This is a genomic window from Neorhizobium sp. IRS_2294 (genome assembly GCF_050500145.1).
GTDB classification, from domain to species: domain Bacteria; phylum Pseudomonadota; class Alphaproteobacteria; order Rhizobiales; family Rhizobiaceae; genus Neorhizobium; species Neorhizobium soli.
Genome location: NZ_CP191440.1, coordinates 937,685 through 950,274, shown reverse-complemented (window position 1 = coordinate 950,274; position 12,590 = coordinate 937,685). Strand labels below are relative to the sequence as shown.

Annotated in this window: 12 protein-coding genes; 7 read left to right on the top strand and 5 right to left on the bottom strand. The window is 61.8% G+C overall.

All coding sequences use genetic code 11. From position 1 onward, the window contains the following. Nucleotides 1–17: 17 nt before the first annotated feature. Together ACQY1K_RS21585 and ACQY1K_RS21580 are read left to right on the top strand one after the other, a co-directional pair. The gene (locus ACQY1K_RS21585) at nt 18–776 is read left to right on the top strand and encodes a glycerophosphodiester phosphodiesterase family protein (protein WP_430259350.1); all 759 of its coding nucleotides are present in this window, start codon (nt 18–20) and stop codon (nt 774–776) included. A gap of 14 nt (nt 777–790) precedes the next feature. Next, nucleotides 791–1,705, top strand: coding sequence for a TIM barrel protein (locus ACQY1K_RS21580; protein ID WP_430259348.1), 915 nt, complete (start codon nt 791–793; stop codon nt 1,703–1,705). Between the two features lie 57 nt (nt 1,706–1,762). Here the strand turns inward: ACQY1K_RS21580 and ACQY1K_RS21575 are convergent, their stop codons facing one another. Next, a complete protein-coding gene (locus ACQY1K_RS21575; RefSeq protein ID WP_325264323.1) occupies nt 1,763–2,482 on the bottom strand; it encodes a FadR/GntR family transcriptional regulator in 720 nt (239 codons plus the stop codon). Between the two features lie 26 nt (nt 2,483–2,508). Then, on the bottom strand, nt 2,509–3,945 hold the full coding sequence (locus ACQY1K_RS21570; protein WP_430259346.1) for an FAD-binding oxidoreductase: 1,437 nt from the start codon (nt 3,943–3,945) through the stop codon (nt 2,509–2,511). 173 nt (nt 3,946–4,118) lie between these two features. On the opposite strand from ACQY1K_RS21570, the gene denD reads away from it, so the two are divergent. The 4 genes from denD (at nt 4,119) to mce (ending at nt 8,619) form a co-directional block, all read left to right on the top strand. Further along, complete coding sequence (gene denD / locus ACQY1K_RS21565) at nt 4,119–5,102, top strand: D-erythronate dehydrogenase (RefSeq protein WP_430259344.1); 984 nt, start codon at nt 4,119–4,121, stop codon at nt 5,100–5,102. Continuing rightward, nucleotides 5,099–5,983 (top strand): NAD(P)-dependent oxidoreductase, encoded by an 885-nt coding sequence (locus tag ACQY1K_RS21560; protein ID WP_430259343.1) that lies wholly within the window; start codon nt 5,099–5,101, stop codon nt 5,981–5,983. Before denD ends, ACQY1K_RS21560 begins: the two co-directional genes overlap by 4 nt. 83 nt (nt 5,984–6,066) lie before the next feature. Further along, the gene (scpA, locus tag ACQY1K_RS21555; protein ID WP_430259341.1) at nt 6,067–8,211 is read left to right on the top strand and encodes a methylmalonyl-CoA mutase; all 2,145 of its coding nucleotides are present in this window, start codon (nt 6,067–6,069) and stop codon (nt 8,209–8,211) included. 6 nt (nt 8,212–8,217) lie between these two features. Continuing rightward, entirely contained in the window at nt 8,218–8,619 is a 402-nt protein-coding gene (gene mce / locus ACQY1K_RS21550; protein WP_325264313.1) for a methylmalonyl-CoA epimerase, read from the top strand. A gap of 80 nt (nt 8,620–8,699) precedes the next feature. On the opposite strand, the gene leuD is transcribed toward mce, so the two are convergent. Both leuD and leuC read right to left on the bottom strand, forming a co-directional pair. Beyond that, a complete protein-coding gene (leuD, locus tag ACQY1K_RS21545) occupies nt 8,700–9,320 on the bottom strand; it encodes a 3-isopropylmalate dehydratase small subunit (protein ID WP_325264311.1) in 621 nt (206 codons plus the stop codon). Further along, nucleotides 9,317–10,735 (bottom strand): 3-isopropylmalate dehydratase large subunit, encoded by a 1,419-nt coding sequence (gene leuC, locus ACQY1K_RS21540; protein ID WP_430259339.1) that lies wholly within the window; start codon nt 10,733–10,735, stop codon nt 9,317–9,319. Before leuC ends, leuD begins: the two co-directional genes overlap by 4 nt. 125 nt (nt 10,736–10,860) lie before the next feature. Between leuC and ACQY1K_RS21535 the strand changes: the two genes are divergently transcribed. After that, nucleotides 10,861–11,607, top strand: a complete 747-nt coding sequence (locus ACQY1K_RS21535) for an SDR family NAD(P)-dependent oxidoreductase (protein WP_430259337.1) — start codon at nt 10,861–10,863, stop codon at nt 11,605–11,607. Nucleotide 11,608: 1 nt separating this feature from the next. Here the strand turns inward: ACQY1K_RS21535 and ACQY1K_RS21530 are convergent, their stop codons facing one another. After that, nucleotides 11,609–12,580, bottom strand: coding sequence for an NAD-dependent epimerase/dehydratase family protein (locus tag ACQY1K_RS21530; RefSeq protein ID WP_430259335.1), 972 nt, complete (start codon nt 12,578–12,580; stop codon nt 11,609–11,611). Nucleotides 12,581–12,590: the final 10 nt, after the last annotated feature.

Genomic DNA, 12,590 nt, shown 5'->3' with positions numbered 1-12,590 from the left:
CACTTCAGGAGACGACAATGACGAAGATCACCGGCCACCGGGGAGCCCGCAATCTCTGGCCCGAAAACTCCATGACCGGCTTTCGCAACGTGCTGGATCTCGGTGTTGATGCGATCGAATTCGACGTGCATCTGACCGATGCTGGCGAACTGGTCGTCATTCACGACGCGACGCTGGATCGCACGACCGACAAGACCGGCCCGGTCCGCTCGCTGACGCCGCACATGCGCGGCGAAACGCATCTCGACGGTTCTGATGACACGGTGCCGACGCTGGCCGACGTCCTCGCCGTCCTGGCGACATCCGAGGGCAAGCAACTGCATGTCGAAATCAAGTCCGACGAAGCAAAGCAACCCTATCCGGGCATTGCGGAAAAAGTCGTCGCGGAAATCGAGCGGTTCGGTCTGGCCGAGCGCTGCCACCTGACCTCCTTCGACCTCTCCGTTCTCGAGGAATGCCGACGCGTTACTCCTGATATCGCGCGCCTCGTGTCCGTCAATGCGGAATGGGCTGACAAACAGGGCGGTCTCGAACGCTTCCTCGAAAAGGTAGACGGCCTCGCCGATATCGTTGCCATCCACCACGAGCTGATGGATGCTGAATGGGCGCTTATCACCGGCAAGCTTCCGCTCGAAAACCTTTGCGTCTGGACACTGAACGACGAGGCCCTGGTTCGGCGATGGCTCGAGCGCGGCGTCGGCCACCTCACGTCCGACAGCCCGGACCTCGCGCTCAATCTGCGACGCGAAACCCAGTTCCAATCCGAACCTGCCTGAAAAGGAATACGACAATGAGCAATATCATCGGCACAGGCTTCAATGCCGGCTCCACCAATGGAGAGCTTGAGAGCCTAGAAAAGGAACTTCGCATCCTGAGCGAGATCGGCGTCGATACCGTCGAACTCGGCCTGACCAGCCTTGATCTGATCTCGGGCGGCCGGATCATCGAAGAGCGCGCCGCGCGGCTCGTGGCGCTGACGAAGCAGTTCGACTTCCGCTACACGGTTCATGGCCTTGTCTCCTCGAACTTCATGGAACCGGAAACCTGCCGCTACCAGCTCGACGCTGCCAAGGCGCTTGCGCAGATCTGCGACCGGATCGGTGCCGGCATTCTGGTGCAGCACGGCGGTAACCTCCGCGCCGAGCAGATCATGGAGCGCGCCGAGGCCGACGCCCGAGAACGCGAAGCGCTGTTCGAACTCGCCGAATTCTGCAAGCCTTACGGTGTTCGGGTCGCATTCGAAAACATCTTCACCACGGAGCCTGGCCAGTATCGCCAGACGCCGACCCAGATCGCCGAAACGGTGAAGACCATCGGGCATCCGAACCTCGTGGCACTGATCGACTTCAGCCACGCCTATATCGAATCGACCTATCGCGGCCTGAACTTCCGCGAGGAACTGCGGGCCATGGCGTCTGTTGCGGGTCATCTGCATGTCCATGACAGCTTCGGCCGCCCGCAGGCTTTCTACAAGGGTTTCCACGTGCAGGAAAATACCGCGCTCGGCATCGGCGATCTGCACATGCCGCTCGGCTGGGGTGACATCGACTGGGAAGATATCTTCTCCGAACTGACCTTCCTGCCCGGCACCGTGCTGATGATGGAAATCGGACGGCGCTACCATGCCGAACAGCCTGCAAGCCTGGAACGGGCAAAGGGCCTCATGGCTTTGAACGGACGCCTTTCGGCGATCGCTGCAGAATAACGTCGAAAGGGGCGGGGGAGAGAAACTACCCCCGCTCTGGCCCTTTGAGGTCCGCCCTTAGGGAACCGTGAGTTCCAGATTGAGACGGCCGGACGCGCCATCGAGATGATCGCGCATGGCGCTTCTGGCCCGGGACGCGTCGCGGGCCGCAATCGCGTCGCGGATTGCCACATGCTCGGCGATCGTCACTTCCACGATCTCTTCCAGCACGGCCTTCGCCCTCGCGGCGTTGATCGTGAGCTGGATACGCTCGGCGATGAAGCCGATGAACTGGATGAAATAATCGTTGCGGGTTGCAGCCGCGACGGCGCGGTGGAAGGCAAGATCGGCAGCGATGCCTTCCTCAGTCCATTTGGCGGCACCGGTCATCTGAGCCAGAACCTCGTCGAGACGCTTCAGATCATCAGGCGTATGGCTGACGGCCGCAAGCGCTGCCGCCTCGACTTCGAGCGCCAGACGCAGCTGAAACAGGTCTCGGAAATTCTCGGGATCGGACAGGTCGGCCGGCTCGACGCGGATCATCTGTCGACGATCCATTTCCGTTGCAAAGGCACCGACGCCCTGGCGTGTCTCCACCAGTCCTTCATTGCGCAACTGTGCAATGGCTTCGCGCACGACCGATCTGCTGACGCCGAATGTCTGGGCAAGCAGATGTTCGGTCGGCAGCTTTTCTCCGGACGCGATCCGTCCCTCGACGATCTCGCGTCCGATTTCCGCGGCGATCCGGGCCGGTAGATGCGCGTTGCGCCTGATCTGGTTGAAGTCCGTCAAAGCCAAGGCCGCCTTCCTGTTCCGGATGGTTTCTACGACTCTGCCGATAAATTCAACTGGCATCCCGGGTTCATCACGAGGTCGGGATCGATCGCCCGCTTGATCGCAGTCAGCAACCTGCGTTTTACCTCGGGCAGTCTGGTATCGAAATCCATCTGCTTCAGGCGGCCGATGCCGTGTTCGGCGCTGATGCTGCCGGCATATTGGTCCACCACCTCATTGAGCACGGTCTTTGACCGATAGATCCGTTCAGCTTTGTCCGCTGCCGAAAGATCCGAAGGCGGCAAACAGTTGAGATGAACATTGCCATCGCCGACATGTCCGTAGGACACGCAGATGCAATCGGGCAGGGTGGCATGGATCGCATCTTCCGCATCACGGACGAAGGCCGGCAGTTGCGACAGTGGCACGGAGACATCGCTTCGCATATGCGCGCCCCGCTTTGCCTGTCCCTCGTTCATGCCCTCGCGGATCAGCCAGAGGTTCTTGGCCTGCGCCTGAGAGGATGCGAGTGTCCCGTCGAGGACGAGACCGTCCTCCATCACGCCTTCCAGAAAGCGCTCCATCAGGTCCTGGATGTCGACAAGGCCGCATCCGGATATTTCCATCAGAACATAGGCGGGATAGTCGCCCGACATCGGTAGCGGCAGGTCCGGGATCGCTTCTCTCGCGAGCGTCAGGGCGAGCGGCGGCATGAATTCGAAGGCCGACATCAGATCGCAGCAATCCCGGCGCGCCCGCCGGTAAAGGGTAATAGCGTCCTCGAGTGAGGCGAGGCCGAGCAGCGCAGTCGCAACCTGATCGGGGTAGGGGGTAAGCTTTACCGAGACGGCGGTGATGATCCCGAGCGTGCCCTCGGCGCCGATGAACAGTTGCTTGAGGTCAATGCCGCGGTTGTCCTTGCGCAGGGTCGAGAGCCCGTTGAGGATCGAGCCGTCGGGCAGCACCACTTCAAGGCCCAGCACCAGCTCGCGGGTCATGCCGTAACGCAGCACGTTGATGCCGCCGGCATTGGTCGAGACGTTGCCGCCAATCCGGCAACTGCCCTGTGCGCCGAGTGCGAGCGGAAAGAACATCGCCTTGTCGGCGATCGCGTCCTTGAGTTCGGACAGGATGCAACCTGCCTCGACCACGGCGGAAAAATCGTCTGCGTCGATATTGCGGATCGCGTTCATCCGATCCAGGCTGATTACGACCTGATGGGCCGGATCATCAGGCGTGCCTCCGAGCACGAGCCCGGTATTGCCGCCCTGCGGGACGATCGCTAGGTTCAACGCACGACAGGCCTTTACACAGGAGGCGACGTCCTGCGTCGAGCGCGGGCGTAGCACTGCAACCGCACTGCTGGAAACGTCGCCGTGCCAGTCGCGGCAGTAGCGCGCAATCTCCATCTCGTCGCGTATCACGATATCGCTGCCCAACGAGGCGGCCAGCGAAAGAGCAGGGCTATCCTCAAGATCCAATGCCATGATGTCTCTCCCTTGGGCTCATCCGTCCGCTCTTTGGAAAGGCGCGGCTTCTTGATAACCTCTTTTTCACCCGGTAAGGCTGGACAAACCATATAAGGTTATCAGACAACCGTACAAGAAAAATCATGCCGGGTTCGCAACGCTCTGCGAACTCTTCGGAAAAGGGAGGTTCCATGCATATCTTGATTATCGGCGCGGCCGGAATGGTCGGGCGCAAACTGACGACGCGGCTGCTTCGGGAGGGAGCGGTCTGTGGCGCCGCGATCGAAAAATTGACGCTGGTCGACGTGGTCAGTCCGGAAAAACCCGAAACCACCGTGGCGATCGACAGTTTCGCGGTGGATCTGTCGACGCCGGGCGTCGCCGAAACCCTGGTCGAAGGTCGCCCGGATCTGATCTACCATCTCGCGGCCATCGTCTCGGCCGAAGCCGAACTCGATTTCGACAAGGGTTACCGGATCAATCTCGACGGCACGCGCTATCTGTTCGATGCGATCCGCCTGGCCCACCAGGCTGACGGCTACAAGCCGCGCGTGGTCTTCACATCGTCCATCGCCGTGGTCGGCGCGCCCTTGCCGCTGTCGATCCCTGATGATTTCCACCTGACGCCACTCACCAGCTACGGTACCCAGAAGGCGATATCCGAACTGCTGCTGGCAGACTATTCGCGCCGGGGCTTCTTCGACGGCATCGGCATTCGCCTGCCCACCGTCTGCATCCGGCCGGGCAAGCCGAACAAGGCCGCATCCGGCTTCTTTTCCAACATCCTGCGCGAACCGCTGATCGGCGAGGAGGCCGTTCTGCCGGTGCCGGAAAGCACCCGCCATTGGCACACATCGCCGCGCTCGGCGGTCGGCTATCTCATCCATGCGGCGGATCTCGATCTGGCGCAGCTCGGGGCGCAGAGAAGCCTCTCGATGCCAGGCGTCAGCGCCACGGTCGGCGAGCAGATCGAAGCACTGCGGCGGATCGCGGGCGACAAGGCGGTCAGCCTCATCCGGCGCGAGCCGAACGAGATGATCATGAAGATGGTCGCCGGCTGGGCGCCGGGTTTCGAGGCAAAACGCGCGATCGAACTGGAGTTCACGGCCGAGAAGAACTTCGACGAGATCATCCAGGTCCATATCGAGGATGAACTTGGGGGGAAGCTGCCATGACTGTCGCAAACCCCTCGAAAAAGATCGCCTTCCTCGGAACAGGTCTGATGGGTGCGCCGATGGCGCGCCGGCTGCTTCGCGCGGGATGTTCTCTCACCGTCTGGAACCGTAATACGGATAAGGCCAAGGCGCTCGAGAGCGATGGGGCTACCGTCGCGGCATCACCGGAAGAGGCCGTCGATGGCGCCGATATCATCATCACCATACTGACGGATGGCAAGGCCGTTGGCGACGTCCTGTTCGAAAGCGGTTGTGCCGATCGTCTGGCCAAGGGCGCCAAGGTGATCGACATGAGTTCGATTGCGCCTGCCATCGCCAAGGAGCATTCAGCAAAGCTTGGAGAATTGGGCATCGCCCATGTGGACGCGCCGGTTTCCGGCGGTGTGGTCGGAGCGGAGGCTGGCACGCTTGCGATCATGGCGGGCGGTGATGCGGATGTGGTCGCAAGCCTCCAAGACATGTTTTCGGCAATGGGTCGGGTAACCCATGTGGGCCCGAGCGGCGCGGGACAGATCTGCAAGCTCGCCAACCAGCAGATCGTTGCGGTCACGATCGGTGCGGTCGCCGAGGCCATGATCCTTGTCGAAGCCGGTGGCGCTTCCCGCGAAGCCTTCCGCAACGCAATCCGCGGCGGTTTCGCCGACAGTCGCATCCTCGAAATCCATGGTCGCCGTATGGTGGAGCGGGCGTTCGACCCCGGTGGCACGGCAAAGAACCAGTTGAAGGATCTCAACGCGGTCATGGACGTTGCCGACGCCCTCTCCCTCACGCTGCCTTTGACGAGTGGCGTAAGGGCGGAGTTCACGGATTTCGTCGAGGACGGCGGCGGGCCGCTCGATCACAGCGGATTGCTCCTTCATCTCGAAAAGCTGAACCCGTAGTTCTTTGGAAAGGCTTGACCCGGCTGGCTGAGGCGATACCTGATAGGCTGTCGATTGAAACGAAGCGCTGAGGGGGGATGCTTTTGTCAAAAGATACCGGGGAAAAGACCCAGGCCTGGAAAGCGCTTGCGGAACGGGAGCTGAAGGCTTCGCCTGACACGCTGGTCTGGCACACGGCTGAAGGGATCGACATCAAGCCGCTTTATACGGCAGACGATCTCGAGGGGATCTCGCATCTCGATACGATGCCGGGGATCAAGCCTTTCGTTCGCGGTCCGCGGGCAACGATGTATGCCGGTCGCCCCTGGACGATCCGTCAATATGCGGGTTTCTCGACGGCGCAGGCCTCGAACGCCTTTTACCGGCGCAATCTTGCCGCCGGCCAGAAGGGCCTGTCCGTCGCCTTCGACCTTGCCACCCACCGCGGCTACGACAGCGACCATCCGCGCGTCGAGGGCGATGTCGGCAAGGCGGGCGTCGCGATCGACTCGGTCGAGGACATGAAGATCCTGTTCGACGGCATTCCGCTGAAAGACATGTCCGTATCGATGACCATGAACGGCGCGGTGATCCCTATCCTTGCCTCTTTCATCGTCGCCGGCGAGGAACAGGGTTGCGAGCGCTCGCAGCTTTCGGGCACGATCCAGAACGACATCCTCAAGGAGTTCATGGTCCGCAACACCTATATCTATCCGCCCGAACCCTCGATGCGGATCGTTGCCGACATCATCGAATACACCGCAAGAGAAATGCCGCGCTTCAACTCGATCTCGATCTCCGGCTATCATATGCAGGAGGCGGGTGCGACGCTGGTCCAGGAACTGGCCTTCACGCTGGCCGACGGCCGCGAATATGTGCGCGCCGCGATCGCCAAGGGCCTCGATGTCGACGAGTTCGCCGGACGCCTTTCCTTCTTCTTCGCCATCGGCATGAACTTCTTCATGGAGGCGGCGAAGCTGCGGGCCGCCCGTCTTCTGTGGTCGCGGATCATGGAGGAGTTCGCGCCAAAGAAGCCGGGCTCGCTGATGCTGCGCACCCACTGCCAGACTTCCGGCGTCTCGCTGGCCGAGCAGGATCCCTACAACAACGTCATCCGCACGGCATACGAGGCAATGTCGGCCGTGCTTGGCGGCACCCAGTCGCTGCACACCAACGCGCTCGATGAAGCGATGGCGCTGCCGACCGAATTTTCCGCCCGCATCGCGCGCAACACGCAGCTGATCCTCGCCCACGAGACAGGCGTCACCAAAGTTGTCGATCCCTTAGCCGGCTCCTATTATGTCGAAAGCCTGACCAGCGAGTTGGGCGAAAAGGCCTGGGCGCTGATCGAGGAGATCGAGGCGCTCGGCGGCATGACCAAGGCTGTCGCCGACGGGCTGCCGAAACGGCTGATCGAGGAGGCCGCGACGTTGCGGCAGGTCAAGGTCGACCGCGGCGAGGAGATCATTGTCGGCGTCAACAAGTACCGGCTAGAGACGGAGGACGACATCGACATCCTTGCCATCGACAATACGGCCGTGCGCAACGGCCAGATCGAGCGGCTGGAAGAGGTGCGCCGCAAGCGCGATCCGCAAAAGGTGGAAACGACGCTGGCAGCCCTCGGCGACGTCGCGACATCCGGGCGCGGCAATCTTCTGGCGGCGGCCGTCGAGGCGGCGCGCGCGCGTGCCACGGTCGGCGAGATGTCGGACGCGATGCGCAAGGCATTCGGCGACCATGCGGCCATGCCGGATGTGGTCAGCGATATCTATGGCCCCGCCTATGAGGGCGACCCGGAATACGAGACGCTGACCAGGCGCCTTGCCGAATACACGTCGACCAAGGCCAAGCCGAAGATCATGGTCGCAAAGCTCGGCCAGGACGGCCACGATCGTGGCGCCAAGGTCATCGCCTCGGCATTCGGCGATATCGGCTTCGAGGTTCTGGCCGGCCCGCTGTTCCAGACGCCGGATGAGGCCGCCAATCTGGCAATCCAGCAGAAGGTTCAGGTGGTCGGCATGTCGTCGCTGGCAGCCGGTCACAGGACGCTTGCCCCGCAACTGGTCGATGCGCTCAGGCGCAAGGGCGCAAACGACATCATCGTCGTGGTCGGCGGCGTCATTCCGCGTCAGGACTACGACTACCTCCTCGAAAACGGCGTCGCTGCCGTATTCGGGCCCGGCACAAACGTCCTCGATGCCGCCAACGCCGTGATCGATCTCCTTGAAGGAAAACGCCGGAATGTGTGAGGCACAATGATCGGGAAGCTCAATCACGTCGCGATCGCGGTGCCGGATCTGGCGGCGGCATCCGATCAGTATCGCGGCCTCGGTGCTTCGGTCTCCGCGCCACAGGATTTGGCCGAGCACGGCGTGACCGTTGTCTTCGTCGAACTGCCCAACACCAAGATCGAGCTTCTCCACCCCTTCGGAGAGACGTCACCGATCACGAGCTTTCTGGACAAGAACCCGTCCGGCGGCATCCACCACCTGTGCTTCGAGGTCGACGACATCAAAGCCGCCTCCGCAAGGATCGTCGAGACGGGCGCACGCATTCTGGGCGACGGCCAGCCGAAGATCGGCGCCCACGGAAAACCGGTGATCTTCGTTCACCCCAAGGATTTTCAAGGCACGCTGATTGAGTTCGAGCAGGCCTGACGGGTAACTGTTGGCTGCCTGCGAGCGCCACCCAACGCAACGAACCAATCCAGATCATGTGCCGAAGTTGAGGCAGTCGCTCATACCGAAGCCGGGATCTCCTGGAGCCACGGGTGGAGTTCTCTGTCCGAGACCACGTAGCGGGCAATGTCGTCGGCATAGCTTGCCGTGAGGTCGAGATCATCCCAGCCGTTGAGGAGCTTGGTGCGCCAGACGGGCTCTATCTCGAAGCGGAAGACATGGTTGGCGAGCCGGATCTCGCAGGTTTCGAGATCGACAAAGGCACGGTTCTGGCCATTTTCGAGCAGGGAAAGAATGGTCTCCGCATCCTCTTCGGTCACCCGCGCCGGCAAGAGGCCGTTGTTGACCGAGTTCGATGCGAAGATGTCGCCGAAGCTCGGTGCGATGACACAGCGAAAACCGTAGTCGACAAGCGCGTAAACGGCCGCCTCTCGCGAGGAACCTGCGCCAAAATTCCGCCGTCCAACAAGGATTTCGGCGCCTGCGCGGGCAGGGTTGTTCAACGGGAAATCCTGGATCGGATTTCCTTCTCCGTCGAAGCGCATGTCGTAGAGAAGATACTGGCCGTATCCCTCCGATCGCGAGCGCTTCATGAAGCGCGCCGGGATCAGCTGATCGGTATCGACGCTTGCAAAAGGCAATGGCGCGGCTTTTGCGTCGAGGGTCTTGAACGGTCTCAACTGCGGCCTCCCATCAGATCTCGAACATCGGTCAGGCGCCCGGTCACCGCGGCCGCAGCGACCATGGCGGGCGACATCAGGTGCGTGCGCGACTTCGGGCCCTGTCGGCCTTTGAAATTGCGGTTGGTGGTGGAGGCGCAGCGTTCGCCGGGCGGAACGAGATCACCATTCATGCCGACACACATCGAACAGCCGGAATCGACCCATTCCAATCCGGCATCCACGAAAATCCGGTCCAGGCCCTCTTGCTCGGCCTGCTGTTTCACAAGCGACGATCCTGGTGATACCAGGCCTGGAACGGCAGATTTGCGGCCGGAAAGCACGGCTGCGGCTGCTCTGAGGTCTTCGATGCGGCTGTTGGTGCAAGAGCCGATAAAGACGCGGTCAACCGGAATATCCGTCAACGGCATGCCGGGCTTCAGTCCCATATAGTCGATCGCTTCGCGCGTATGGGCCGCGCGTGACTCGTCGGTCATGTCGTCGGGCAACGGCACCGCGGACGTGATCGGCAGCGCGTCTTCGGGGCTGATACCCCAAGTGACGACAGGTGCAATCTCGCTGCCGTCAATCACCAGCTCGCGCTCGAAGGGGGCGTCGTCATCGCCGCGCAGGGAAAGCCAGGCTTCGGCTGCACGCCCGAACAGATCACCTTTCGGTGCGAGCGGCCGGTGGCGCAGGAAATTCACCGTCGTCATGTCAGGGGCGATAAGGCCGCAGCGCGCGCCGCTCTCGATCGAGAGGTTGCAGAGTGTCAGCCGACCTTCCATCGACAGCCCCTCGACCGCCGAGCCGGTGTATTCGATCGCATGGCCCTGGGCGCCATCGGCACCGATCGCGGCGATCATCGCCAGTGCCATGTCCTTGGCGGTGATTCCAGGCCCAAGCTTGCCGTCGAAGCGGACCCGCATCGATTTCGGCTTTTTCTGCCACAGCGTCTGGGTCATCAGGACATGCGCCACTTCCGAAGCGCCGATGCCGAACGCGATTGCGCCAAAAGCGCCATGCGTCGAGGTGTGGCTGTCGCCGCAAACGATCGTGGCGCCGGGCAGCGTGATCGCCTGCTCCGGACCGACCACATGGACAATGCCCTGGCGCGGGTCGTTTAGTCCGAAGATGCGGACATCGTTGGCAAGACAGTTCTCCTCCAGCTGGGTGATCATCCCAGCGATGGCGGCATCGATCTTCGAAATGTCGCGTATCCGCGTCGGCGCGTAATGATCGACGATGCCGAAGGTGAGGTCTGGCCTCGAAACCCGCGCGTTCTTGTCCTTCAGCTTGTTGAAACCGTGGAACGATCCTTCGTGAACCAGGTGCCGATCGATGAACAGCAACTGCTGACCATCGCTCTGCGATGCGATCACGTGGTTCTGCCAGATCCTGTCGAACAGTGTCTGTGGACGGTGTTCCCTCAGCATTATCAACTCCTCAAGGCCCGCGAAGGCCCTCAAAATCTGTATTGAGATTAAGACAGATTCAATTTGCAAATCAAGCGATGATGACAGACGATCCGAAGCGTTCGAATTCTCCTGAAGGGTGATGCATGTTTTCTCCTCAATGCCTTGAAGGCCGCGTCGCCATCATCACCGGCGCGGGCGGCGATATCGGGCGGGCGATCGCCAAGAGGTTCGCCTCGGCTGGCGCAAGCGTCGCGATGTTCGATCTCGACGCCGTTCCACCCGATGGCTTTGACGCGGATCGCTGCCTTGCCATGCCATGCGATGTTGCCGATCCGGCTTCGGTCGAGGCCTGCATCGACGCGGTCGCGAGCCGCTTTGGCCGTATCGACATTCTCGTCAACAACGCCGCAACCGAAACGCCGCTTGGCACCGTCTGCGACATCCCGTTCGAAAGCTGGCGCAAGACACTGGACGTTAATCTCACGGGCGCTTTCCTGATCTGCAAATACGGCGTGCCGCATCTCGCTAAACAGGGTGGGGTCATCCTCAATATCGCGTCCCAGCTCGGCCATGTGACGACTCCCGGGCGTGCCGCCTATTCGGCGAGCAAGGCGGGGCTGCATTCGCTCACCCGCAGTCTCGCGCTCGACCACGCCGACCAGGGCATTCGTGCCGTCAGTCTTTCGCCGGGTGCGGTGCTGACGAGCCGCGTCACCCGACAGGCCGGCAGCGAGGCGGCGGTCATCGAAAAGCTCGCTCCGCTTCATCCGATCGGCCGGATCGGCACACCGGAGGAAATCGCCGGGACGGCTCTTTTTCTCGTCTCCGACGAGGCAAGCTTTATCACCGGCACCGACGTGCTGGCCGATGGCGGCTATACGGCGCGGTAGTTCACGCGCCATGGGTCTGATCGGCAAGCCAGCCGACATAATCTGCGCAGGCCTCGTCCGGCGCCATGAAGCGGAAGCCGAAATCCGTTTCGAATTTCTTGGCCGAGACCGCATGGCGACGTCGGGAGAGGTCGTCGTTGAAGGCGATCGCGCTGTCGCTGCCATCGGCCTTTCCCTCAGCAAAGCACCAGCCGGGATAGGATTTCGCGAGATGTGCACAGAGGCGGCTCACATGCCAGGTTTCGCCAACGCTGAGATTGTAGAGATCGGACGGCAGGCTTTCCCGCGTTGCAAGCAGCGCAAGCGCTTTCGCGATGTCTCGGCTGCTCGTCCAGTCTCGGGCACCTCCTGCAGGCAGGAGAACATCCTCACCCGCCACGGCCTTGGCGGCGATCTGAAACGGCGGGCTCATCGTCTCGCGCACGCCGGTTTCATGCTCGTGCGGCCCGAACACCGCGGTGATGCGCGCCCGCACAGTGGACATGCCAAAACTTTTTCCCGCTTCGACAACCAGTCTTTCGCTGGCAAGCTTGGTAAAGCCGTAAAGCGTGGCGGGCATCGGGTTCGTCGCTTCGGTCACGGCTGCGCCATCGAAGGGCGCCGTGCCGTAGACGGCGGATGAACTCGGGTAGACGAAGCGACTGATGCCGGCTTTTCGACCCTCCTCAAGCAGGATCGCGACCGAGACCGTATTGACGTCGAAGGCGTCGCTCGCCGATGCGATGGCACTCTTTGGCCCAAGGGTGATCGCCGCGGCATGGATGATGGAGGTAATGTCGTGGCGCGAGAGAATGTCGGTGATTGCCGTGCGATCCCGGACGTCCGCCAATTCGACGGTGACACCCGGCTTTGCGGCAAAGGCTGCGGGAAGGGCGCGATCATTGAGGGCAACCACCGGTTCGCCCAAGGCATTCAGCACCTCGATCAGGTTCAGCCCGAGGAAGCCGCCGGCACCCGTTATCAGAATGCTCATCGAGTGTTAC